The following is a 22,688-nucleotide window of genomic DNA, read 5'->3' on the forward strand; positions in this document are numbered from 1 at the left end:
TAGTCCACCACGCGCTTGACGCTCACCAGGATCTTCATACAGCACTGCTCTCTCAATGGATGGTTGAATCGTTCAGTCAGCGAACTGCCCTGCGGCCTTGATGACCGGGCCATAGCGCAGGGTTTCCTGGTCCAGCCAGGACCTCAGGCCCTCGGGACTGAGTTTGTCGTCGGTGGGGATGACTGCGCCCAGATCTGTCAGGCGCTGAACCACCGTCGGATCCTTGAGGGCAGCGCGCAGGGCGACCCCGAACTTGTCGATGGCCTCCTTCGGGGTTCCCTTGGGCGCATAGATGCCATGCCACACGACGATCTGGAAGCCCTTGAGGCCCTGCTCCTGCAAAGTGGGCGTTTCGGGCAGCGTCTTGAGCCGAGAAGGTGTCGTCACGCCGTACAGCTTGACCGACCCCGCCTTGATGAAGGGTGTGGTCGAAGTGGTCTGGTCGCACAACAGGTCCACCTGCCCGGCAAGCAGCGCATTCATGGCCGGACCTGTGCCCTGGAAAGGCACGGTGGTCATTTCCACCCCCATGGCCTGGCGCAGCAATACGCCGCACAGGTGCGACACGGCGCCCAGGCCGGCGTGTGCGAGGTTGGTCTTGTCGCCCTGCGCTTTGGCCCAGGCCTGTAGCTCCTTGAAATCCTTGGCCGGGAGGTCCTTGCGCCCCACCAGCGTCATAGGCACATCCACGACCTGGCTGACGTACTCGAAGTCGGCCAGAGGCTTGTAGCTCAGCTTGCGGTACAGCGCTGGCGCGGTGGCCATGCCGTTGTGGTGGATGAGGAAGGTGTATCCGTCGGGCGTGGCACGCGCGGTGTAAGTGGCCGAGATGGTGCCGCCGGCACCGGTCTTGTTTTCGACCAGGACCGTCTGGCCCAGCGTCTTGCCCATGGCCGCGCCCAGCAAGCGGGCCACCACGTCAGTGGGGCCCCCCGCAGAGAACGGCACCACCAACGTGATGGGCTTGGTCGGATAGCTCTGCGCCCACGCTGACCCGGCCAGCACTAGGCTGGCGATCAATATGGCCTGGCGAATTGCATGCAAGCCTGGGTTTGTCATGGTGTTGTCTCCTGTCTTTGGAATGTGAAATAGGGAACTCAGACCGCCGCCTCGCTGCGCAGCCGGGCGATGGCATCGGCTGTCCAGCCTAGTTCGGCCAGGATGGCTTCGGTGTGCTGGCCCAGCGCGGGCACGGCGCCCATGCGGGGGGCATAGGCACCGGTGCGGCCGGGCGGCAACAGGGCGGGTATGGGCCCGGCGGAGGTCTGCACCTCGGTCCAGCGCCCGCGCGCCTGCAGCTGCGGGTGGGCCCAAACGTCCTTCATCTCGTTCACCGCAGCATTCGCAATCTGGGCCTCGTCCAGGCGTTCGAGTGCCTGCTGCGCGGTCATGGTCGAGAAAGTGCTGTCGATCAGCGCCCGCAGTGCATCGCGGTTGGCCACCCGCCGCGAGTTGGAGGCAAAGCGCTCATCGGCGGCCAGCTCTGGCTGTTGCAGGACAACGCGGCAGAAGGCTCCCCACTCGCGCTCGTTCTGCAGGCCCAGCATCACGTTGCGGCCATCTCCGGCCAAGAAGGGGCCGTAGGGGTAGATGGTGGCGTGCGCGGCGCCAGCGCGTGGCGGTGGCTCGGCACCTTCGTAGGCGTAGTACAACGGGTAGTTCATCCACTCGACCATGCTCTCCAGCATGGAGACATCGATATGGCTGCCCTTGCCTGTCTTGCCGCGCTGGATGAGCGCGGCCAGGATGCTGGAGTACGCATACATGCCGGCGGCGATATCGGCAATGGAGCAGCCGGCCTTGGCGGGTGTGTCCGGCGAACCCGTCACCGAGAGAAAGCCCGATTCGCTCTGGATCAGTAGGTCATAGGCCTTCTTGTCCCGGTACGGCCCGTCGTTGCCATAGCCCGAGATATCGCACACGATGAGCCGGGGATGCGCAGCCTGCAACGCCTCGTGGGACAGGCCCAGGCGGGCCGCCGCACCGGGCGCCAGGTTCTGCACCAGCACATCCGCCTCTTGCAGTAGTTGCGCCAGCACCTGGGCGGCATCGGGATGCTTGACGTCCAGCGTCAGGCTTTCCTTGCTGCGGTTGGTCCAGACGAAGTGCGAGGCCAGACCGTTCACCCGCTCGTCGTAGGCTCGCGCAAAGTCGCCGCTGCCGGGGCGCTCGATCTTGATGACGCGTGCCCCGAGGTCGGCCAGCTGCCGCGTGCAGAAGGGCGCAGCGATGGCGTGTTCCAGGGTGACGACGGTGATGCCGTCCAGCGGGCGGGAAGAAGAGGTGTTGCTCATGGGGGATAGCCTCTGGCAAGTGCCGCGTCCGCGCAGCGGACCGGCCTCGCTCAATACGATTTGGGCAGGCCGAGAATGTGCTCGGCCATGTAGCTGAAAATCATGTTGGTAGAAATGGGCGCTACTTGGTACAGCCGCGTTTCGCGGAATTTGCGCTCGATGTCGTATTCGCAGGCGAAGCCGAAACCGCCATGTGTTTGCAGGCAGACGTTGGCCGCCTCCCAGCTTGCTTTGGCTGCCAGGTGCTTGGCCATGTTGGCTGCAGCGCCGGCGTTCTGATGTGCATCGATCTTTTCGCACGCCTTCCAGCGCATGAGGTTGGCAGCCTCCAGCTCTATCAGCGATTCGGCGATCGGAAACTGCACGCCTTGGTTCTGGCCGATCTTGCGGCCGAACACCACACGCTCGTTGGCGTATTTGGTCGCCCGGTCGATGAACCAGTAGCCATCGCCAATGCACTCGGCAGCGATCAATGTGCGCTCGGCGTTCAGACCGTCCAGCAAGGTCTTGAAGCCCTTGCCTTCGGGGCCAAGCAGGTTCTCTTCGGGAATTTCCAGATTGTCGAAAAACAGCTCGTTGGTCTCATGGTTGACCATGTTCAGGATGGGCCGCACCGTGAGGCCGTTGCCAATTGCGGTCTTCAGATCAATGAGAAAGCAGCTCAGCCCTTCGGAGCGCTTTTGCACCTGATCCAGCGGCGTTGTGCGGGCCAGCAGAATCATCATGTCGCTGTGCTGAATGCGCGAGATCCACACCTTCTGGCCGTTGATGACCCAGCGGCCATCCCTCTTGACCGCCATGGTTTTCAGCTTGGTCGTGTCGCTGCCTGTGGTGGGCTCTGTCACGCCCATAGACTGGATGCGCAGCGCGCCGCTGGCGACCTGAGGCAGGTACTGCTGCTTTTGTGCCTCAGAGCCGCTGCGCACGATGGCGTTCATCACGTACATCTGTCCGTGGCAGGCGCCGGAGTTCCCGCCGCTGCGGTTGATTTCTTCCATGATGACTGAAGCCTCGGTCATGGACAGCCCCGAGCCGCCGTACTCCTGAGGGATCAGCGCTGCCATCCAGCCGGCCTGGGTGAGAGCATCAACGAATTCCTCCGGGTATCCGCGGGTCTCGTCGATCTTGCGGTGGTATTCGTCAGGGAACTGGACACATAGCGCGCGTACCGCATCGCGGATTTCTTGGTACTGGTCAGTTTCGTGGAACATGGGTTGGATCTTTCAAGACAAGGTGGCGGTGGCTTGCATGTGCAGGTGGCCGTCGTTGTTCCTGGCCCACAGCTGTACCGTCTGCGCGTCAGTCTGTCGCCCGCAGACTTCGAATGGCGCGATGTCGAATGCCGGCTGGACTGCGCGGAAACTGAACGAACTCACTGTGGCCGTCGGCAACTGGCTTCGAAGAAGATCGAGCAGCAAAGTGGCGATCAGAGGGCCATGCACGATGAGACCCGGATAGCCCTCCACCTCGGTCACATAGCGCCGGTCGTAGTGAATGCGGTGACCGTTGAAGGTGAGAGCGGAGTAGCGAAACAGCAGGACATCGGTAGGCGTGATGGTGCGGGTCCACTGCGCGCCTTCGGGGGCGGGAATGCCGGCCGGCGCGGGCTCACCCGGCGCCGGTAGGTCGCGATACACGATGTCGTGGCGCTCACTGATGACAAGGTTGCCATCGGCACGGATTTCATGGTCCACGTTGACGAATACCAGGGGCCCAGTGCGGCCTTCCTTGATACGCACGTCGGCAATGCGCGAGGTGCGCTCGACAGCCTGGCCCACGAGCAGCGGCGCGTGGAACTGCAACTGGCTACCTGCCCACATTCGACGCGGTAGCGGCACAGGTGGCAGGAAGCCGCCACGCCGGCCGTGGCCGTCAGGGCCGATGTCGGATTGGCGGTAGGTCGGCAGGAAGTACAGCCAGTGCCAGCAGGGAGGAATGGCTTGGCCAAGCTGATCGGGGGCGTCATCGCAATCCAGCGTCGCACTGAGCGCGCGCACGGGCACGGCGGTAATCTGGTCAGTCAGCGTTTCGCTGCGTCCCACCCAATTGCTCAGGGCGGCAATGTCCAAAGGCGTTGTCATCGGCAGGTCTCCTTGTGGGGAATTCTGCGAGCTGCGACGCTATATGTGAAATACTTGTTTCAGCTAGTCGCTAGACGACTTCAAGATATCCAAGGAGGAGCCATGGAACTAAAGCAGTTGCGCTATTTCGTAGGCGTGAGCGAGGCTGGCAGTCTGCTCAAGGCATCAAGCCGGCTGCACATCGCGCAACCGGCACTGGGTCAACATATCGTGACGCTCGAAGCCGAACTTGGTGCGCGTCTTTTTGAGCGATCAAGCCGGGGAGTTGCGCTGACCGAAGCAGGCAAAACGTTTCTGGAGCACGCGCGTGTGGTGTTGGGTGACGTGGAGCGCGCTCGCCAGGCGGTACGCGACACGGCTGGCATCCCACGTGGCGAGGTCGCCTTGGGTCTTCCGACCACGGTGGCGCTGGTTTCTACGCTGCCCATACTGAGTGCCTGCCGCGCGCAGTATCCCGAGGTGCGCCTCAAGGTGGTGGAGGCCTACAGCGGTTTTTTGAAGGAATGGCTACTGGCAGGTCGCCTGGACCTGGCGTTGTTCTTTGGCAGCAAGCCCGAACCGGGCTTGGCCAAGCAGGCGCTGCTGGAAGACCGCATCGTGTTCGTCACCTCGGCGACGGGGCGCCCCGGGCCCTCCAAGATGTCGCTCGCAGCACTGGCCGATCAACCCCTTGTGCTGCCTGGCAAGGAGCACGGTCTGCGCCGCATCGTGGACGAGGCCTGTGCGCCGCTCAAGCTGCAGCTTGACGTGGTGGCCGAGATCGAGTCCCTGGGCAGCGTCAAGCGCGCGGTAGAGGCTGGCATCGGCAGCACCATCCTGCCGCAGGCCTCGGTGACGGAAGAGGTAGCGGCTGGCCGATTGCGAACGGCGGTGATCGACAGCCCGCTGATGTCGCGCCGCGTAGTCTGCGCATCCCATACGCAACGCCCTGTTTCCAGTGCAAGCGCCGCAGTTCAGGCACTGGTGGTGGAGGTGCTGCGCGGAATGGTGGAGGACGGGACCTGGCCGGCGCGCTGGGTGGGGGAGGTCAGAGCCCAAGCACGCAGTTGATGCGCTGCCCTGTGCGTAGCCAGACCTATCGGAGAATCTTGCCAGGGTTCATCACCCCCTGTGGATCGAACACCGCCTTCACCATGCGCATCATCTGCAGGTCCACGGGCGGTTTGAACCGCTCCAGCCGCTGCACATGCATGCGGCCGACACCGTGTTCGGCACTGATGCTGCCACCCAGCTCGACGCTCGCCTCATGCACGATCAGATTCACCTGCGCCGCAGCGGCTTCGCATTGCTCGGGCGTGGAGTACATCACGCGCGAGAGCACGGCAATCACGTGTATGTTGCCGTCGCCGATGTGGCCAGCGTGGCAAACACAGGCGCCGGCCACCACTCTTTCGATGCGCTCAGTGACCCCAAGTATGAACGCAGGAAGGCGGGATACAGGCACAGAGGTGTCGTTGGAGACGGTGAAGCCAGCGTGCTTGTTGCATTCCGAGATGTTGTGCCGCAGCGCCCACATGCGCTCGGCCTTGGCCAGGTCGGTAGCCACCACGGCATCGCTCAATAGCTCTCGGTCAAGTGCTTCGGCCAGGACGTTCTCCAGTTCGGCCCCGGCGTCCCATGTGGGTGAGCTGTCGGCCAGCTCGATGAGGACGTAGAACGGCGCATCCAGCGGCATGGGAGATGACAGTCCATGGCCATGTTTGACGACGATCTCAATCTGTCGGCGCGAAAGTATCTCGAACGCCTCGATGCGTTGGCCCACTTGCTCCTGCAAAAAGCGCAGCAGATCCACGGCCTGCTGAACGCCCGGCAGAGCGACCATGGCACTGGCCGAGACCGCCAGCTTCGGGAACAGCTTGAGTACCGCAGCGGTCACAATGCCCAGTGTTCCCTCGGCGCCGATGAAGAGCTGTTTGAGGTCGTATCCGGAGTTGTCCTTGCGCAATGCCCGCAGGCCATCCCACACCGCGCTGTCGGGTAGCACCACCTCCAGGCCCAGAACCAACTCCCGCATGTTGCCGTAGCGAAGCACCCCTGTGCCACCAGCGTTGGTGGAGACAAGCCCGCCAATTTCGCAGCTTCCCACACTGCCCAAAAGCAGGGGAAACTGGCGTTTGTGCTGATCTGCAACCTCACGCACGTTGGCCAAAATACAGCCAGCTTCGACTACCAGCGAGTTGTTGCTGGCGTCGATCTCGCGGATTCGGTTCATGCGCGAGAGGTTGAGCAGAATGGATGCTTGGTCTAGCGAGGCAACAGCACCGCCCACCAGTCCGGTGTTGCCACCTTGCGGCACGATGGCAACGCCAAGTGCCGAGCAAGCTTTGACAACAGCGGCGACCTCAGAGGTTGTAGCAGGCAAGACCACTGCAAGCGCTGCGCCCTGATACCGTCCACGCCAGTCCTGCTGATAGCCCGCAGTATCTTCCGGGCCAGTCAAAACCCGCGTGCTGCCAACAATACCGGCTAGCTGTTGCAGCAGCACCGCTTCGTCTTTCTCGGTCATCTTTCTACCTTTTAGCTATCAGTCTCGCTTCAGACCGCCCATGCGCTGTATGACAGGACCCCATTTCGCGAGTTCGCTCTTGACCAGGATGGCCAGGGCCTCGGGCGATGAACCAACGGGCGCCGCGCTCAGCTCCTTGAGCTTCGTCTGCACGTCGGGCAGAGCGACCACAGCCTGCAGTTCCCTGCTCAGCGCATCGACCATGGGCTTGGGCATACCAGCTGGGCCAAACACGGCGTTCCAGGTGTAGGTTTCATAGCCGGGAACTCCGGCCTCGGCCACAGTCGGCACGTCGGGGAACGACGCTACGCGCTGGCTGGTGGTAACAGCCAGGGCTCGAATCGAGCCCCCGCGGATATGTGAGGCTGCACCAGACAGCACGTCGAACAACACCGGGATCTGCCCGCCCACCAAGTCCATCATGGCCGGCCCGCCACCTTTGTAGGGCACATGGGCCATGTCTACTCCGGCCATGCTCTTGAACAGCTCGCCCGACAGGTGAGGCGGCGTTCCCATCCCGGAGGACCCGTAGTTGAATTGCCCTGGTTGCGCCTTCATCAGCGCAATCAATTCACGCACATTTGAGGCTTTGACCGAGTTCGCCACCAGCAGCACGTTGGGTACGGTAGCCAGCAGCGAGATAGGCGTGAAGTCACGCTGCGGGTCGTAGGGTGCTGGCTTGGTTGATAGCGGCTGTATGGCGTGGGTGGCAACTGTTCCCATAAGCAAGGTGTTGCCGTCAGGCTGTGCGCGCCTGACCTTGGCAGCGCCGATCACTCCACCGCCACCGCCCACGTTCTCCACCACAACGGGGCGACTGATGCGGTCGGCCAGTTTTTGCGCCACCAGGCGTGAGACCACATCGGTAGCGCCTCCGGCCGCGAACGGCACGACCAGGGTGATTGGGCCCTTGGGAAGGTCGGCTGATGACTGGGCCCAAACGGGCACGAGAGATAGCCTAGTCGCAGTTGCGACCAGCACTCCCGCGCGCAGCAAATTGCGCCTATGGATAGGGGCGATTAAAGATGTCATTTGTTGTCTCCTTACTTTGTCTTTTAGCTACTGACTGAAAGGCTGCCAGCGCCTGTCCGATAGTCTCTTCAGGACTATTTGTCTCGGCTCATCGCATGACAAACGGGTTTCCGGCGACGGCTCCGCTATTGATCCACACGGCCTTGGTCTGCAGGTATTCACGGACCGCGTCGATACCGTTCTCTCGGCCCAAGCCTGAATCTTTGTACCCACCAAAAGGCGCCATGAAGCTCACCGCGCGGTAGGTGTTGACCCAGACGGTCCCGGCCTGCAACCGCTCGCTCATGCGAAAGGCACGGCCAATGTCGCTAGTCCAAACGGCGGCAGCCAGGCCAAAACGCACGTCGTTGGCGATGGCAAGCGCATCGGCCTCCTCCTTGAACTTGATCACCGAGAGCACCGGTCCGAAAACTTCCTCTTGCGCAATGCGCATACCGTTGGTCACACCGGTAAAGATGGTGGGCTGCACGAACCAACCGTTGCCGCATTCGGGCCCTGTGCCTTTGTCACCACCGAGTACGGCAGTCGCGCCCTCATTGCGGGCAATTTCGATGTATTCAAGGATCTTCTGGTACTGCGGCGGCGTTGTGACGGGGCCCACCTGCGTGTCAGCGCTCATGGGGTCGCCCATGCGCGCTGTCCGAGCCACTCCCAGCAGGCGTTCGACAAAAGCATCATGGATGCTCTCTTGCACCAGCAGGCGCGAGCCCGCGATACAGGTCTGCCCGGTGGCGGCAAAGATGCCTGAAATGGCGCCAAACGCAGCCTGCTCCAGATCTGCATCCTCGAAGACAATGTTGGGTGACTTTCCGCCCAATTCCATGGCCGTGTGCTTAAGCAGCTTGCCTGCTTTCTCGTTGATGAGGCGGCCAGTAGCATCAGAGCCAGTAAAACTGATCTTGGAGACCAAAGGGTGCTCGACCAAAGGTGTGCCCACTTCACTCCCGAAGCCGGTGACCACGTTGAATACACCTGGCGGAAAGCCCGCCTGCTCGAACAATTCGGCGAACTCAAGAGTGGAGGCTGAGGTGAATTCCGAGGGTTTGACCACTACGGTGCAACCTGCGGCCAGGGCCGGCGCCAGCTTCCAGGCCAGCAACAGCAGCGGCGAATTCCAGGGCGTAATGCAGGCCACGACACCTACAGGTTCGTGGCGGGTGAAGGCGAAGTAGCCCTTCTTGTCCAACGGCAGTGTGGCGCCTTGCACCTTGTCGGCCATACCTCCGTAGTAGTAGAACCACTGCGGGATGTAATTGAGTTGGCCGTTCATCTCGGCGAACAGCTTGCCGTTATCGCGCACCTCTGTCGTGGCGAGCTTGGTTGCGTCGCGCGAAATCAGGTCACCCAGACGACGCATTAGCGCACCTCGCTGCGTTGGCGTCATCTCAGCCCAAGGGCCGGAAGTGAGCGCGTGGTGTGCTGCGACTACGGCTGCGTCCACATCCTGCGCGTTGCCACGCGGGATCTCGGCCCAGGGCTCTCCGGTGTAGGGGTTCTGGGTGGCGAACCAACTACCGCTGTGCGGAGCCACGGCCTCGCCAGCGATATGCAAAGAATAGCGCTTCATGTCTTTACCATCTAAGGTGTTGTGCCGCCAGCGCTTTGCAGAATGCGATGGCGGCACTTTTCAATCAAAAAGGCTGGAGGCCCAGGGCTGCGCGGAAGCGGTTTTTGATGTAGGGGCCGTCACGCGGAGGAAGTGCACGCGGTGGTTCATCGGCATTGATGAATACCTGCACGAAACCCGTGCCCTGGCACGCGTTGATCTGCTGTGCAAGCGCGTCGCAGGCGTCGGTGCTGTCTACCGAGTGCGCATCTGCAAGCCCGAAGCCTTTGGCCACAGCCACCAGGTCGGCACCCAGGCTGGAGTGGCTGCGCTGCATGCCAGTCTCGCCAAAGTGGCCGTTGTCCAGCATCACGATGGTCAGATTCTTCGGCTGCTTCACGGCGATAGTGCCCAGGGCGCCAATGCCCATGAGCTGCTCGCCATCGCCTGTGATGACGACCACCGGTTTGTCGGGCTGAGCCAGCGCGAGGCCAAGGCCCAGCGCAGCAGCACCGCCCATGGCACCCCAAAGGTAGTAGTTTTTGTCGCGATCTCCTGCGGCGAATACGTCGTACGAGGCGGATCCCAGGCCAGTGACCACCAGCGCATCGGGCGTGGAGGCCAGCAGTTGAGACACAAAGGCACGGCGATCAGCGCCCTGGCGCTGGTTCATAGCAGTCTGGTTCATCATTTGCGCTCCCACTTCTTTCGGCCGATCAATTCCTGGCTCAGGAGCACGGCAACTTTCTCGCCTGCCTCGAAGGCTGCGTCGAAGCCCGCACTGACAACTTCTTCTACCTCTTCGGGCTTGGACGCGCGCAGGACATGGATGCCCATCAGCTCCAGTGCCGCTTGCGTGGCCTTACCCATGGGGCCCTGCCAAGGGTTGAACTCGGCGTATTCGCCGCGCATGGTGACCAAAGTGAAGAATGGGAGGTCGGCGGCCTGGAGCAGCGAGAACATGTTCACGCAGTTGCCTACGCCACTGCTTTGCATCAACAGAACAGAGCGCTGGCCACCCAGCCAGGCACCGCTGCACACGGCTACACCCTCTTCTTCGGTGGTCAGCACAACATCCTCGATGTCTGGGTCGGCAATTGCGCTTCGGATGACATGGGAATGCCCGGCGTCAGGAACATAGGCAATCTGGCGTGTACCGCCTTCCTTCAGCACTTTGAAGATGGCCTCCTGCCACGCGGGCGGAGTTGAACGAGGGTGGTTCATGGGTGAGGAACAGGTGGGAGTGAAAAGATGTGGAATCATAAAATCTGATGCCATTCATTTAGAAATAGAATTTGGGCATCAATCAATCATCTTTCACGATCAGGGTTTCCATGGATTTCAAGCAGTTGAAGGCCTTTCTGACCATTGCGGAAACCGGAAACGTGACGCGCGCCGCCGAGTTGCTGCATGTGGTGCAGCCCGCCGTGTCGCGCCAGATCCGGCTTCTGGAAGAAGACATTGGCACGACGCTATTCGAGCGCGAGCGCCACGGCATGGTGCTGACTGAAGCCGGCAAGGCGTTGCTGGGCTATGCGCGCCGCGCGATGCTGGAGCTTGAGCGGGCCCGGGTGGAGATTGCCGGCACGGCCAGCGGGGAGGTCAGCGGATTGGTCACGCTGGGGCTGCTGCCCAGCACCATCGATATGCTGTCGAGCGACCTGGTGACTGCCGTGGCACAGACCTATCCTGGCATCCGCATCCGCATCGCCATGGGCTACGCAGGCACTCTGATGCGGTGGCTCGAATCGGGAGAGGTGGACGCGGCTTTGCTGTATGGCGCCGAGCGTTCCAGCGAGGCACAGACGACCCGGCTGGTAGAGGAGCCGCTGTGGGTCATCGGCCCACGCGGCGCCAAGCTGCGAGCCAACCGTCCGGTACCGTTGGCTGATTTGACGGGGCACCGGCTGGTACTACCCAGCGCGCCGCACGGCATCCGTACCTTGGTGGAACATGCCTGCGCGGTGGCACAGGTCACGCTCAACGTTTCGGCAGAGACCAATGCGTTGAGCGTACAACGATCCCTGGTGCTGGGTGGTCATGGGCTCACCATCTTGCCGCCCATCGCGGTGGCGGACGACCTGCGCGCAGGCAAGCTGTCTGGAGCCCCCCTGGCAGACCCACCCATCACCCGCACCATTGTGTTGGCTTTGCCCTCCAACCGCCCTACAGCGGTTGCAGTGCGCAACTCAGTGGACCTGCTGGTCGAGGTGACGCAGAAGGCCATTCAATCGGGCGCCTGGCTGCAAGGTCGTTGGCTGGGCGCTTGAGCCCAAATTCTCTGGCCATGCGGCGTCACACGCCTTTGTTGTTGGGGTTTTTGTAGATTTCCTGAACCGCTGGTGACATTGGAAAGCTGAGGTTTGCATTGGAGGGTGGTAAGGGCCGCATGAACCACTTGGTGTAGATCTGATTAATCTCACCGCTTTTCATCAAGGTGGTGAGTGTGGTCTCCACAAGCGCTTTGAACTGCGGATCGTCCTTGCGAAGCATGAAGCCGTAGGGCTCGTCGCGCAAGCGTTCGTCGAGAATTTTGTACTCCCCAGTGCTGCCCGAGCGCGCTATCAGGCCGGCGAGCTGCACGTCTTCCAGCACCATGGCAGCCGCACGGTCCGACTGCAGCAGCAGGAACGTTTCACCCGTGTCCTTGCCAGACAGCTCACCAATATCGGCCTTCTCATTCTTTCGATAAGCGCGCAGCAACTGGATGGAGGTGCTGCCCGCCACGGTGGCCACGGTTTTTCCGTCGAGCTGCGCCATGCTGGTGATGCCGGAGTTTTTCTTAACGGCGACTGCAACACTGCCAACGAAGTGTGTGGGAGCAAACTCCACCATTTCCGCACGCGCCTTGGTGTTGGTGGTAGTGCTGCACTCCAGGTCGATGGTGCCGTTCTGCACTAATGGAATGCGGTTGGTGGGCGTGACCATGGTGTATTGCACCTTGAGCTGCGGAAGATTCAGCTTGGCCTTGACGGCATCAACCACCTTCATGCAAAGATCGGCAGAGAAACCGATGGGCGCCTCATCTGAGCCGACTTTGTATGAGAACGGGAACGATGCATCACGACCACCCAGGTGAATGACGCCGGCCTCCTTGATTTTCGTCAACGTGTCTTTGGACTGTGCATGGCTGATGGCAAGGGCCTGTAGACCCACGACGGTTAAAGCGAGGGCAATTTTGGAGAGGTGCATAGCAGTGAGGGGAATAGACAAAGACTGAAAGATGCAGCTATTCTTGATTGCGATTGAAGCAGTAGAAAAATAGAAATATCTGATTCCTCCATCACGCTTTCGCATGCACCAACAAAGTGCCTTTGGGTGCACCAAAATCAAGCAGCCGTTCTCATCCATTGGATGTTCTACTGACAAATGAAGATCGCCAAAGTCATTTGTTCTTGCTACGCTCATCGACCGTCAAACAACCAACGGGGGACGTATGGCGGAAATCGCAGAACGGGCAGCGCTGGCGAGGCGCGACAGGCTTCTGGAAGCTGCGCGTCGTTGGCAGGAGCGAACGGCAATCCGTGAAGCCGGCCAGGCGCTGGTTAAACGACTAGGAATAGGCGCAGCGGATACGCCCAAGCGGCAAGCCGAGTACGCGGTTCGTGAAGCGTTCAAGGCCGTCAGCTTGCCCCTTCGGTTTCCCGAGAGGCAGGTCGGTCAGACCTGGGATCTGGTGCCCGTTGCCAGCGTACAGGCGATGCAAGCAGCGGAGCCTGTCGCCCGCATCGTCAAGCTCGTAGCCGGGTATGAGCCAATGGGCGTTGCGACAGGATTTCTGATCGGTCAGGATCTGCTGTTGACCAACCACCATGTCTTCGCAAAGCGAAGCAATGCTATGGGGCATGCCGCGAACTTTCACCACGTGCAGGATGAGCGCGGTGCAAAGCTCGGCAAGCTTTATGAACTGGATCCTGATCGCTTCTTCGTATCCGACGAGACACTGGACTTTGCCATCGTCGCCGTCAAGCCGAAGAGCCTGGAAGGTGACTCTCTTTCCAACATTGGATCGATAAAGATGATCGGGGCTACCGGTAAGGTTCTGACTTGGGAGCCTGTCAATGTCGTCCAGCACCCTTTTGGCGGGGTACGGCAGTTCGCTTTGACCAACAACACCCTCGTGGACATCCTGTCTGCAGGTTTCCTGCATTACCTCGCCGATACACATCGAGGGTCTTCGGGAGCGCCTCTATTCAACAAGGACTGGGAACTTATTGGCCTGCATCACTGTGGCGTACCACGGGTGGAAAACGGCCAAATCAGGACGAAGCCGCAACTTGGGGGCGGCGTATGGGATCCCTACAAGGACGACGACGACGATATTGATTGGATCGCCAACGAAGGGACCCGAGTGAGCTTCATCGTGGAGAAGCTCCAGGTGCTGCAGGTGAGCCAAAAGGAGCAACCCATACTCCAAGCTCTACTTGCCTCGACCGCTGACATGATTCCAAGCGAACAGTCGATCCAGAAGAATGAATTGAAGGGAGGCCTCATGGCCACAACTGTTTTCAACATCAGTGCTCCCGTGACCATTCACCAGTACGCTGCAGCAACGACCACTGGCGCAACCCCGGTCGCCATCGACGCCGGAACGGCCTTGGCGACGCCTAGGTTGATCGATGGAAGCGCTCCACCAGATAGCGACCGGCAGATCTTCATTGAGAAGTCGCTAACCTTCGACCCAGACTATGCGAACAGGCCTGGTTGCGATCTGCGCTTCCTTGGCGCAGGTGGGGAGGTTGACTTACCGAGACTCGGCGCCCGGCATGATGAGAAGTTTTACTCCGTGAAGGACTACAAGGAGTACTTTGCTGAGTATCGTGACGTGCCCGAACTGGACGTCACAGGGCTAAGTGACGGTGACCCGCTTCAGCTCAAGTACTTCCACTACTCGTTGGTGATGCACAAGGACTTCAAAATGTGCATCTGGGCGGCATCGAACCTCGACTACACCGATGAGATGCGCCAAGATAGTCGTAGGCGCGAACTCTACGGAAGCGAAGGATGGCGGAAGGATCCGCGAGTGCCACCCTGGTATCAGCTGCTCGGAAAGGATGTCTACGATCCCGGCAAGCGGATTGACAGAGGGCACATCGTCAGGCGGGAAGACAGTTGCTGGGGTTTGACCCCGGAGGCCACTGAACTCGCCAACGCAGACACGTTTCATTGGACCAACTGCACGCCCCAGCACGAGGCGTTCAACCAGGAGAACCCTACCGACCGGCGCAAGTACCACGCGAGCATCTACGACGGTCTTGATGTCAAAGGTATCTGGGGCCGGTTCGAGGGGCACCTGGCCAAGCAGATCGACAAGGCGGGCGGCCAGGCGATCCTGTTTGCCGGGCCAGTCCTTGACGACGATTTCATTAAATCCGACTCCTTCACCGACTCCGGGGCCCGGATACCTAGGAAATTCTGGAAAGTAGTGGTGTGCCGTGAGAGCCGCAAGCGCAATGCTCCACTGCTTGCCTTTGGCTACGTGTTCGATCAATCCGAACCAGTTGAGAGGTTCGGCCTTTCATACCCCAAGGAATCGTTGGATCTTGGATTCAAAGAGCGGCGCGAGACGCTGGAAACAATCCAGGAAATGACCGGCGTGCTTTTCGATGAGCGAGTGCTGAAGGCCGACCAGGCATTTTAGGAACTATCGTAAGTGGTCGCGGGAAACCAGCAATTCTGAGCGACCACACCGACCTAACGCACTGACAGAACGGCTCTACGTACGGAATCGGCGTAGTTCGAGTTGAGCCCAATGTCGGTCATAAGCATCATGAAGTCGTCGGCAGCAGCACTCTTGCGGCCCGAAGAACGGGCATAGGCGCGCGCCTGTTTCCGCACTGGTTAGAGGTCCTCGCCTGAAAATTCAGTTGGATCTCCCACCAGCTTCGCCATATGAGCCTTAACGGCCTCATCCAACGCGGCGCCATGGATGAAGTACCGGGCATACCGAAGGAAGCCTCCATGCGCAAAAATCTCAGCTCCACGTGTGCCGTTTTCCTCGTACCTCTGCAGCCGGGACATCTTTCCCCCGTTAAAGGCAGGATCAGTGAAGTAGCCCAAACGACTGGGCGGAATGGCGTCGCGCTGCAACAGTAGCTGCATCAGCTCTGCGGACGCAGCACAAGACCGAATTCGGTCGTCGTGAAGCGATCCTTCAAAGTCAACGAGAGCGAGGAGCTCGGCCTCCTCGTGTGTGAGTTCGATAGTGCTCAGCGTCATCCAAGCCTCCACTTCATGAAGATTGCATCGCTTGTCGAGAAGCCACTGGTGTCACCAGTTGGCCAGTACGTAGGACATTTTCTGGCAGATTCGCCGCTGCCCCCCCGAGAGGGGTCTGCAAATCCCCATTCGTCAGACCAGGGCAGCCTTGGTGTCGGTCTGAAGGTCACCTGATGCGCTTTTGGCGCCCGGTCGGCACGGGTTGCAGTCTGTCTATGACCCCGCCGTGGCCTCGTGCCTGGAGCCGCCCGCACACGTACACCGACCATCCCACCCATGCTGCTCACCCTCCACATCATCAAGATCGAGTCCGGGGACTATCGAGCCCACGTGATGGAGGGCGCGCAGCACCTGGGGGACTACGAGACCACCAGCATTGCAGAGGCCATCCGCCTGGCGGCCGAGAACCCACTCCCCGACCTGGCGGGGTTTCACATCTGGTACGAGCATGTGTCGATTGGCAGCGTGCCTGCCGGCGACATGCGGCGCGACCCCGAGGCGTTGGCCAAACGGCTGGTTGAGCTGCATGCCCTCTTCAGCAACCCTCATTCGAAAAGATTCCCATGAGCGACAAATAGGCTGACGCCTGCAGTGGGCAATTCGAACTGGATGGGTTCGTCGGCGAGTGGACCCTGAAGGGCGGATGAAGCTCACCTGCCTCACTGCGGGAGCTCTGCCCAAAGAGGCCCAGGTGGGGGGTGATCCCAAGGTCTTAGCCAAGCTGTTGCTGCGGTAGCTGTTGGATGAGTCGAAGTGCACCCGGCCGTAGAAACGAACGCGTCTTGTGCAGTCAGATGTGGATCCGCCGGGGATCGCTACACCGGCTGGGCAAGCGACGTCGTATGCACCCGCTGGGCCGGATCAATGACCTCGGCCGGTCCGATTCCGTCGTAGACCACGGCCTTCGATACGGCCACCCGCACCTGTGTCCAATCCCCCTGGTGCTCGACTTCGTAGTGGGTTCGAGGAAACGGCAGCGCGATCTCGTCCGGCGGCCCACCGTACCAGACCGGTACAAGGAGGATTGCGGGCGAGGGAAGCAAGTCGGTCATTGAACGATTTTAGAGGCGCCTCTCCTCCCTCAAATTTTCAGAATTTTTTCCACGGCTGACGAACATTTGATCCTCCCGCGCCGGCCCTGATTTCCCCGCTATCTTTTTCGGTGCGACCGGCGCGCAATGGCCTTCAACTGCCGTCGGCGTGCACTTTTCTGTCAGTAGGGCTGTCCGTATACTGTATTTAATTACAGTATTTCGACATGCCAGCCGCCGCCCGCACCTTCGACACCCAACACCTGCCTATCAGCGTGCGGGAGTCTGTCTGGACGGGCGACGACCTGGCCCACCAGAACCATCCGACGATCCCCACGGGCTTTGACAGCCTGGACGCATCTCTGCCAGGGGGCGGCTGGCCAACGCGGTCCCTGACGGAAGTCCTGTCACCCCAGGCGCCCCTGTGCGAGTGGAGCCTGCTGGGCGGCTGCATTCCATCTTTGATGGAGGGCGACGGCCAGATCCTGCTGGTCTCACCCCCGCTGCCCCCGCATGCCGGTGGCCTGGCCCAGCGTGGCGTGCACCCGGACCGCCTGGTGTGGATCCGAGCCAAGGCGCCCGCGGACAGGCTCTGGATCACCGAGCAGTTGATCAAGTCCAACCCCAGGGGCGCTGTGCTGGCCTGGCTGCCTCAGGCGCGTGCGGACCAGATCCGCCGACTGCAGGTGCATGCCCAGTCCTGCCAATCGCCGGTGTTCCTGTTCCGGCCGACGGGCGCGCAGCGCGAGGCTTCGCCCGCCCCCCTGCGCCTGCTGGCCTCACTGGGCTCCGGCTGGAACATCCATGTGCAAATCCTCAAGCGCCGCGGCACGCCGTGCACGGATGCCCTGGAGCTTGAGTCCATTCCCCCGCAGCTGCGCAAGGTGTTGCCGCCGCGCCTGCTGCGTTCCACATCGTTTTCTTTTTCGCGCGAGGAGGCCCCCGATGCTCGGGATCTGGGCCGCACTGCGACCTTCCAGCACCCACAGCGCATCCTGCATCCCCATTGACCTGCCGTCCCTCGCCGTATGGGCGCTGCAGTTCTCGCCGCGGGTGGCAGTGCTGGAAGAAGCTGTGCTGGTCGAGGTGGGTGCGAGTGCGCGCCTGTTCGGCGGGCTGGAGCAGCTGCGCCAGCGGATTGAGGTGGAAGCCACGGCAATGGGAGTGGAGTGCATCGCATGGGCGCCCACGGGCACGGCCGCGCTCGCCTTGGTGCGTGCGGGCGTACCCGATGGCTTTGCGAGCCCGCTGCCCTGCATCCTGGACAAGCTCCCGCTGGAGACCATCACCGCCGTGGCCTCCCACCAGGGCACGCTGCAGCGCCTGGGCTGCAGAACCCTGGGCGATGTGCGTAAACTCCCGCGCGGCGGCTTGAGCCGGCGGTTTGACAAGGAGCTGCTGACCCGGCTGGACCAGGCCTACGGCTTGCGACCCGAGGTCTACGAGTGGGTGCAGCTGCCAGAGACCTTCAGCGCTCGGCTGGAGTTCCAATTTCGCGTGGAGCATGCGCCCGCGCTTATGTTCGGTGCCCGCCGGTTGCTGCTGCAGATGTCCAGCTGGCTCGCAGCGCGCCACATGGGCGTCACTTCGTTCACGCTGCGATGGTGGCACGATGTGATGCGCGCCAAGACCGCCGGCACGGGCGGCGAGCTTACTGTGGGCACGGCCGAGCCCACCCAGTCGGTGGACCACCTGAGCCGCCTGTTGAACGAACATCTGGCCAAGGTGGAGCTGCAGGCTCCTGCGGGCGATATCGAGCTCATCGCCGCCCGCACCATCCCGATCCAGCAGGAGAGCAAGTCGCTGCTGCCCGACACTATCCGCCAGGGCGAGGCGACCTGGTTGGTGCTGGAGCGCGTGCAGGCACGCATCGGTAAGGCCGAGGTGGTGCGCCCGCTGCTCGCCGAGGACCACCGGCCCGAATGGATGCAGCGCTGGCCCGGCGCGGAGGAGCCACGGCCACGTTCCGCCCCGGACCCGTGCCAGCTCCCGGTACCGGACTGGATCTTCGAGGAGCCGTTGCGCCTGGCCGAGCGCGACCACCGGCCCATCTACCAAGGTCCCCTGGTGATGTTACTGGGCCCCGACCGCGTCGAGGGTGGCTGGTGGCATCGCGTGGGCGAAGGTGCGGATGCGCAGCAGACCAATGTGCAGCGCGACTACTGGGTGGCCCAGAGCCAGCATGCCGGCCGGCTGTGGATCTACCAGCAGCGCCTGGCGAACGACGAGACCGGCTGGTTCCTGCACGGGCGCTACGCCTGAGCGGCCTGCACGTCCCTCGCACCCGTGAGCACGCTGTATGGCGCTTCCCCTCTATGCAGAGCTGCTCTGCGTCTCCAACTACTCTTTTCTCATCGGCGCCAGCTGGCCGGAGGAGTTGGTTGAACGCGCCAAAGAGCTGGGCTACAGCGCCATCGCAATCACCGATGAGTGCACGCTGGCCGGCGTCGTGCGCGCGCATACGGAGGCCAAGAAGCAAGGCATCCAGCTGTTGATCGGATCGCAGTTCAAGGTGCAGGCGGACCTACCTTTCACCCTGGTGGTGCTGGCCCAGAACATGAACGGCTACGGAAACCTATGCCAGTTCATCACAAGATTGCGACGGTCGTCCGAGAAAGGCACCTACCAGCTCCACCGGGCAGACATCGAGGGGGACACGCTGGCCGATTGCCTGCTGGTGGTTTCGCCCTGCCGCGAGGTCAGCGATGCGCAGTTGGAAGAACTGGGCCAGTGGACCTTGACCCACTTCATCGGCCGGGCCTGGCTCGGCGTGGACCTGAACCGCCGCATCGACGACGAGCTGTGGCTGCACCGCGTGCGCGAGCTCTCGGCCCTGACCGAACTGCCGCTGGTGGCTCTGGGCGATGTGCTCATGCACCTGCGCAGCCGCAAACCCCTGCAGGATGTGCTGACCGCGACCAGGGTGGGCAAGCCGCTGACCGAATGCGGCTACGAGCTGCAGCGCAGCGCGGAGCGGCACTTGCGCAGCCGGGTGCGGCTGGCCCAGACCTACCCCGAGGAACTGATGGCCGAGACCGTGCGCATCGCCGAGCGCTGCACCTTCAGCCTGGACGAGATCCGCTACCAGTACCCGGACGAGGTGGTGCCCGATGGCCACACCCCGGCTAGCTTCCTGCGCCAGGCCACCTACGAAGGTGCCGGTCGCCGGTGGCCCGCTGGCATCCCTGCAAAGGTGCAGGCCCAGATCGAGCACGAGCTGGAGCTGATCTGCGACCTGCACTACGAGCACTATTTCCTCACCGTCTTCGACATCGTGAGCTTTGCAAGGTCGGAGCACATCCTCTGCCAGGGCCGCGGCTCGGCTGCCAACAGCGTGGTCTGCTATTGCCTGGGCGTGACTGAGGTGGACCCGGCACGCATGTCCATGCTGTTCGAGCGCTTCATCAGCCGGGAGCGCAACGAGCCGCCGGACATCGACATCGACTTCGAACATCAAAGGCGCGAGGAAGTGATTCAGTACCTGTACCGCAAGTACGGGCGAGACCGTGCAGCGCTGGCGGCCACGGTGGTGACCTATGGACCCAAGTCCGCGATCCGCGATGTCGGCAAGGCCCTGGGCTTCAGCCTGGAGACCGTCGATGCGCTGGCCAAGGGCCATCAGTGGTGGGATGGCGATGGGGTGCGGCTGGAGCGGTTTGAGGAATTGGGGCTGGCCGAGAACGATCTGGCCGTTCGGCAGCTGATCTTGCTGACCACGCAGTTGATCGGTTTTCCCCGGCATTTGTCGCAGCACACGGGGGGCTTTGTGCTCACCAAAGGGCTGTTGTCCCGGCTGGTGCCCATCCAGAACGCCAGCATGGACGAGCGCACCGTGATCGAGTGGGACAAGGACGATCTCGATGCGGTGGGGCTGCTCAAGGTCGATGTGCTCGCCCTGGGCATGTTGACCGCCATTCGCAAGGCACTGGACCTGGTGGGTATGCGCAAACGCCAAGACTTCGGGCTGCAGGACATTCCGGCCGAGGACCGCGAGACCTACCGGATGATTTCAAGGGCGGACACGGTGGGTGTGTTCCAGGTGGAGAGCCGGGCCCAGATGTCCATGCTCCCGCGGCTGCGCCCACGGTGCTTCTACGACTTGGTCATCTCCGTCTCCATCGTGCGACCCGGCCCAATTCAGGGCGGTATGGTGCATCCCTACCTGAACCGGCGCCAGGGCCTGGAGCCTGTGACCTACCCCAGCGAGGCTCTCAAGCAGGTGCTCAGCCGCACGCTGGGGGTGACGTTGTTCCAGGAACAGGTCATGCAGGTAGCCATGGTGGCTGCGGGCTTCACTGCCGGCGAGGCCGATGACCTGCGACGGGCCATGGCGGCTTGGAAGAAGCGCGGAGGGCTGGAGAAGTACGAGAAGCAGATTATTGATGGCATGACGGAGCGCGGGTACACCCCGGCATTCGCGCAGGCCACCTACCAACAGATTAAGGGGTTCAGCGGGTATGGGTTTCCAGAAAGCCACGCGGCGAGTTTTGCGTTGCTGGTCTACGCCTCCTGCTGGCTCAAGCGGCACGAGCCGGCGGCATTCCTCGTGGCCTTGCTCAACTCGCAGCCCATGGGCTTTTACTCGCCCAGCCAGCTCGTGCAGGACGCCCGGCGGCACAGCGTGGAAGTGCGCGGCGTGGATGTGATGCACAGCGCGGTGGAATCGACCCTGGAGGACCTGCCTGCAATACCAGCAGTGCGAATGGGCCTGCACATGGTGGCGGGCCTGCATGCGACATCGGCCGCACGCATCGTGCAGGCCCGCGAGAAGCAACCCTTCGATAGCGCTGAGGACCTGGCCATGCGGGCTGGGCTGGAGCAGCACGAAATGAAGCTGTTGGCCGCGGCCGACGCCCTGCTTGGGTTGTCTGGCCACCGGCGCCAACAGGTGTGGGACGCGGCGGGGCTGCATCGAACGCCCGAACTGCTGCAGGAGGCGCCAGTCAACGAGGACTACCTGGAGCTGAACGCCGCGCCCGAGGGCGAGGAGATTGTGTGGGACTACGCGTCCACCGGGCTCACGCTGCGCCGGCATCCCCTGGCGCTGCTGCGGCCGCGCATGGCGGCCAAGAAGCTGCTGTCATCGCGGGACCTGCGGCACATCCCGGATGGAAGAGTGATCCGCACGGCGGGGATCGTGACCTTGCGGCAGCAGCCGTCCACGGCAAACGGGACGATCTTCGTGAGCCTGGAGGATGAGTTCGGCGCCGTGCAGGTGATCGTGTGGTCGGCGGTGCGGGATGAGCAGCGGCAGGTGTTGCTGGAGTCGCGGCTGCTGGCGGTCAAAGGGGTGTGGGAGCGGCGGGGGCAAGTGGCCAATCTGATTGCGCACCGGCTGGTGGATCTCACGCCGTGGTTGGGGAGGCTGGGGCGGTTGGAGAGCCGGGATTTTCGGTAGGGCGTCCCCTTAGCCATCTAACGCTATCGCCGCGAGCAATTGCGCCTCATAATGGACAGAATTTTCAAGGGAGGAGTTCCGAATGTCCGAAGGAAAGCCATTTGTTTTTGTTCTCATACCGTTCAAAAATGATTTTGACGATATTTATAGACTTGGCATAAAGGAAACAGCGGATAAAGTGGGACTTCGCGCCGAAAGAGTTGACGAACAGATCTACGCCGAGTCCATGCTTGAAAGAATATATCAACAGATCAAAGCAGCAGACATAATAGTAGCAGACATGACGGGGCAGAATGCAAATGTTTTCTACGAGGTAGGGTACGCGCATGCTTTAAATAAGCTTTGCATTCTTATGACGCAAAACTCCTCTGATATTCCTTTTGATCTTAAGCAACACAGGCATATTGTCTACGGCAACTCAATTGTAGGGTTGCAAAACTCTCTTGAGCAAAATCTCATATGGGCTGCCTCACAAATTTCGACAGACTGTTGGATTCCACTGAGATCTGACCCGCGGGGGGTGCGGATAAAAACTTGGACTGGTTTTATGCCGCAAGTCCAAGGCTCACCCGGTATTCGAT

The 22,688-nt window shown here is 61.6% G+C and carries 20 protein-coding genes; 8 read left to right on the top strand and 12 right to left on the bottom strand.

The genetic code is table 11. The features are described 5' to 3' along the window. Nucleotides 1-72: 72 nt before the first annotated feature. Genes PMI14_RS21990 through PMI14_RS22005 form a run of 4 tightly spaced genes read right to left on the bottom strand, consistent with a single transcriptional unit; the run spans nt 73 to nt 4,375 of the window. Complete coding sequence (locus PMI14_RS21990) at nt 73-1,059, bottom strand: tripartite tricarboxylate transporter substrate-binding protein (protein ID WP_007857597.1); 987 nt, start codon at nt 1,057-1,059, stop codon at nt 73-75. A 38-nt stretch (nt 1,060-1,097) separates the two neighbouring features. Then, entirely contained in the window at nt 1,098-2,294 is a 1,197-nt protein-coding gene (locus tag PMI14_RS21995; RefSeq protein WP_007857598.1) for a CaiB/BaiF CoA-transferase family protein, read from the bottom strand. 50 nt (nt 2,295-2,344) lie between these two features. Further along, nucleotides 2,345-3,505: an acyl-CoA dehydrogenase family protein gene (locus tag PMI14_RS22000; RefSeq protein WP_007857599.1), complete on the bottom strand. Its 1,161-nt coding sequence runs from the start codon at nt 3,503-3,505 to the stop codon at nt 2,345-2,347. Between the two features lie 12 nt (nt 3,506-3,517). Beyond that, entirely contained in the window at nt 3,518-4,375 is an 858-nt protein-coding gene (locus PMI14_RS22005) for a MaoC family dehydratase N-terminal domain-containing protein (protein ID WP_007857600.1), read from the bottom strand. Nucleotides 4,376-4,477: 102 nt separating this feature from the next. Here PMI14_RS22005 and PMI14_RS22010 point away from each other — a divergent pair, with 102 nt between their 5' ends. Then, nucleotides 4,478-5,425: a LysR substrate-binding domain-containing protein gene (locus tag PMI14_RS22010; protein ID WP_007857601.1), complete on the top strand. Its 948-nt coding sequence runs from the start codon at nt 4,478-4,480 to the stop codon at nt 5,423-5,425. 25 nt (nt 5,426-5,450) lie between these two features. Here PMI14_RS22010 and PMI14_RS22015 read toward each other — a convergent pair whose 3' ends face one another. The 5 genes from PMI14_RS22015 to PMI14_RS22035 form a co-directional block, all read right to left on the bottom strand. Then, nucleotides 5,451-6,881: an FAD-binding oxidoreductase gene (locus PMI14_RS22015; RefSeq protein WP_035205086.1), complete on the bottom strand. Its 1,431-nt coding sequence runs from the start codon at nt 6,879-6,881 to the stop codon at nt 5,451-5,453. 18 nt (nt 6,882-6,899) lie between these two features. Next, nucleotides 6,900-7,913 carry a tripartite tricarboxylate transporter substrate binding protein gene (locus PMI14_RS22020; protein ID WP_007857603.1) on the bottom strand — a complete coding sequence of 338 codons (1,014 nt, stop codon included), beginning with the start codon at nt 7,911-7,913 and terminating at the stop codon, nt 6,900-6,902. An 88-nt stretch (nt 7,914-8,001) separates the two neighbouring features. Further along, a complete protein-coding gene (locus tag PMI14_RS22025) occupies nt 8,002-9,480 on the bottom strand; it encodes an aldehyde dehydrogenase (RefSeq protein ID WP_007857604.1) in 1,479 nt (492 codons plus the stop codon). A 64-nt stretch (nt 9,481-9,544) separates the two neighbouring features. Beyond that, entirely contained in the window at nt 9,545-10,147 is a 603-nt protein-coding gene (locus PMI14_RS22030; RefSeq protein ID WP_193353637.1) for a thiamine pyrophosphate-dependent enzyme, read from the bottom strand. Further along, nucleotides 10,147-10,683, bottom strand: coding sequence for a thiamine pyrophosphate-binding protein (locus PMI14_RS22035; protein ID WP_007857606.1), 537 nt, complete (start codon nt 10,681-10,683; stop codon nt 10,147-10,149). The genes PMI14_RS22030 and PMI14_RS22035 overlap by 1 nt, the downstream gene beginning before the upstream one ends. Before the next feature lie 110 nt (nt 10,684-10,793). Between PMI14_RS22035 and PMI14_RS22040 the strand changes: the two genes are divergently transcribed. After that, nucleotides 10,794-11,729 (top strand): LysR substrate-binding domain-containing protein, encoded by a 936-nt coding sequence (locus PMI14_RS22040; RefSeq protein ID WP_007857607.1) that lies wholly within the window; start codon nt 10,794-10,796, stop codon nt 11,727-11,729. Nucleotides 11,730-11,754: 25 nt separating this feature from the next. Here PMI14_RS22040 and PMI14_RS22045 read toward each other — a convergent pair whose 3' ends face one another. Continuing rightward, nucleotides 11,755-12,651, bottom strand: coding sequence for an amino acid ABC transporter substrate-binding protein (locus PMI14_RS22045; RefSeq protein WP_007857608.1), 897 nt, complete (start codon nt 12,649-12,651; stop codon nt 11,755-11,757). A 244-nt stretch (nt 12,652-12,895) separates the two neighbouring features. Between PMI14_RS22045 and PMI14_RS22050 the strand changes: the two genes are divergently transcribed. After that, complete coding sequence (locus PMI14_RS22050) at nt 12,896-15,100, top strand: DNA/RNA non-specific endonuclease (protein ID WP_035205090.1); 2,205 nt, start codon at nt 12,896-12,898, stop codon at nt 15,098-15,100. Between the two features lie 200 nt (nt 15,101-15,300). Here the strand turns inward: PMI14_RS22050 and PMI14_RS22055 are convergent, their stop codons facing one another. Further along, complete coding sequence (locus tag PMI14_RS22055) at nt 15,301-15,678, bottom strand: hypothetical protein (protein ID WP_007857610.1); 378 nt, start codon at nt 15,676-15,678, stop codon at nt 15,301-15,303. Nucleotides 15,679-15,954: 276 nt separating this feature from the next. Here PMI14_RS22055 and PMI14_RS22060 point away from each other — a divergent pair, with 276 nt between their 5' ends. Beyond that, nucleotides 15,955-16,245 (top strand): hypothetical protein, encoded by a 291-nt coding sequence (locus PMI14_RS22060; RefSeq protein WP_007857611.1) that lies wholly within the window; start codon nt 15,955-15,957, stop codon nt 16,243-16,245. A gap of 248 nt (nt 16,246-16,493) precedes the next feature. Here PMI14_RS22060 and PMI14_RS22065 read toward each other — a convergent pair whose 3' ends face one another. Further along, the gene (locus PMI14_RS22065) at nt 16,494-16,730 is read right to left on the bottom strand and encodes a hypothetical protein (RefSeq protein ID WP_007857612.1); all 237 of its coding nucleotides are present in this window, start codon (nt 16,728-16,730) and stop codon (nt 16,494-16,496) included. Nucleotides 16,731-16,936: 206 nt separating this feature from the next. Here PMI14_RS22065 and imuA point away from each other — a divergent pair, with 206 nt between their 5' ends. From imuA to PMI14_RS35020, 4 genes are all read left to right on the top strand, one after another. Further along, nucleotides 16,937-17,719 carry a translesion DNA synthesis-associated protein ImuA gene (gene imuA / locus PMI14_RS22070; protein ID WP_007857613.1) on the top strand — a complete coding sequence of 261 codons (783 nt, stop codon included), beginning with the start codon at nt 16,937-16,939 and terminating at the stop codon, nt 17,717-17,719. Beyond that, nucleotides 17,655-18,971, top strand: coding sequence for a DNA polymerase Y family protein (locus PMI14_RS22075; protein WP_108016507.1), 1,317 nt, complete (start codon nt 17,655-17,657; stop codon nt 18,969-18,971). The genes imuA and PMI14_RS22075 overlap by 65 nt, the downstream gene beginning before the upstream one ends. Before the next feature lie 37 nt (nt 18,972-19,008). Then, on the top strand, nt 19,009-22,107 hold the full coding sequence (locus PMI14_RS22080; RefSeq protein WP_007857615.1) for an error-prone DNA polymerase: 3,099 nt from the start codon (nt 19,009-19,011) through the stop codon (nt 22,105-22,107). Nucleotides 22,108-22,189: 82 nt separating this feature from the next. After that, the coding region (locus PMI14_RS35020; protein ID WP_193353638.1) for a nucleoside 2-deoxyribosyltransferase at nt 22,190-22,688 on the top strand (499 nt) is incomplete at its 3' end.

Origin of the sequence: Acidovorax sp. CF316 (genome assembly GCF_000276605.1) — a bacterium.
In the GTDB taxonomy this organism is placed as follows: Bacteria; Pseudomonadota; Gammaproteobacteria; order Burkholderiales; family Burkholderiaceae_C; genus Acidovorax.

Excerpts from the sequence above, each read along its gene's own strand:
- PMI14_RS21990 (WP_007857597.1), bottom strand. The coding sequence starts at position 1,059 with ATGACAAACCCAGGCTTGCATGCAATTCGCCAGGCCATATTGATCGCC.
- PMI14_RS21995 (WP_007857598.1), bottom strand. The coding sequence starts at position 2,294 with ATGAGCAACACCTCTTCTTCCCGCCCGCTGGACGGCATCACCGTCGTC.
- PMI14_RS22000 (WP_007857599.1), bottom strand. The coding sequence starts at position 3,505 with ATGTTCCACGAAACTGACCAGTACCAAGAAATCCGCGATGCGGTACGC.
- PMI14_RS22005 (WP_007857600.1), bottom strand. The coding sequence starts at position 4,375 with ATGACAACGCCTTTGGACATTGCCGCCCTGAGCAATTGGGTGGGACGC.
- PMI14_RS22010 (WP_007857601.1), top strand. The coding sequence starts at position 4,478 with ATGGAACTAAAGCAGTTGCGCTATTTCGTAGGCGTGAGCGAGGCTGGC.
- PMI14_RS22015 (WP_035205086.1), bottom strand. The coding sequence starts at position 6,881 with ATGACCGAGAAAGACGAAGCGGTGCTGCTGCAACAGCTAGCCGGTATT.
- PMI14_RS22020 (WP_007857603.1), bottom strand. The coding sequence starts at position 7,913 with ATGACATCTTTAATCGCCCCTATCCATAGGCGCAATTTGCTGCGCGCG.
- PMI14_RS22025 (WP_007857604.1), bottom strand. The coding sequence starts at position 9,480 with ATGAAGCGCTATTCTTTGCATATCGCTGGCGAGGCCGTGGCTCCGCAC.
- PMI14_RS22030 (WP_193353637.1), bottom strand. The coding sequence starts at position 10,147 with ATGAACCAGACTGCTATGAACCAGCGCCAGGGCGCTGATCGCCGTGCC.
- PMI14_RS22035 (WP_007857606.1), bottom strand. The coding sequence starts at position 10,683 with ATGAACCACCCTCGTTCAACTCCGCCCGCGTGGCAGGAGGCCATCTTC.
- PMI14_RS22040 (WP_007857607.1), top strand. The coding sequence starts at position 10,794 with ATGGATTTCAAGCAGTTGAAGGCCTTTCTGACCATTGCGGAAACCGGA.
- PMI14_RS22045 (WP_007857608.1), bottom strand. The coding sequence starts at position 12,651 with ATGCACCTCTCCAAAATTGCCCTCGCTTTAACCGTCGTGGGTCTACAG.
- PMI14_RS22050 (WP_035205090.1), top strand. The coding sequence starts at position 12,896 with ATGGCGGAAATCGCAGAACGGGCAGCGCTGGCGAGGCGCGACAGGCTT.
- PMI14_RS22055 (WP_007857610.1), bottom strand. The coding sequence starts at position 15,678 with ATGACGCTGAGCACTATCGAACTCACACACGAGGAGGCCGAGCTCCTC.
- PMI14_RS22060 (WP_007857611.1), top strand. The coding sequence starts at position 15,955 with ATGCTGCTCACCCTCCACATCATCAAGATCGAGTCCGGGGACTATCGA.
- PMI14_RS22065 (WP_007857612.1), bottom strand. The coding sequence starts at position 16,730 with ATGACCGACTTGCTTCCCTCGCCCGCAATCCTCCTTGTACCGGTCTGG.
- imuA (WP_007857613.1), top strand. The coding sequence starts at position 16,937 with ATGCCAGCCGCCGCCCGCACCTTCGACACCCAACACCTGCCTATCAGC.
- PMI14_RS22075 (WP_108016507.1), top strand. The coding sequence starts at position 17,655 with ATGCTCGGGATCTGGGCCGCACTGCGACCTTCCAGCACCCACAGCGCA.
- PMI14_RS22080 (WP_007857615.1), top strand. The coding sequence starts at position 19,009 with ATGGCGCTTCCCCTCTATGCAGAGCTGCTCTGCGTCTCCAACTACTCT.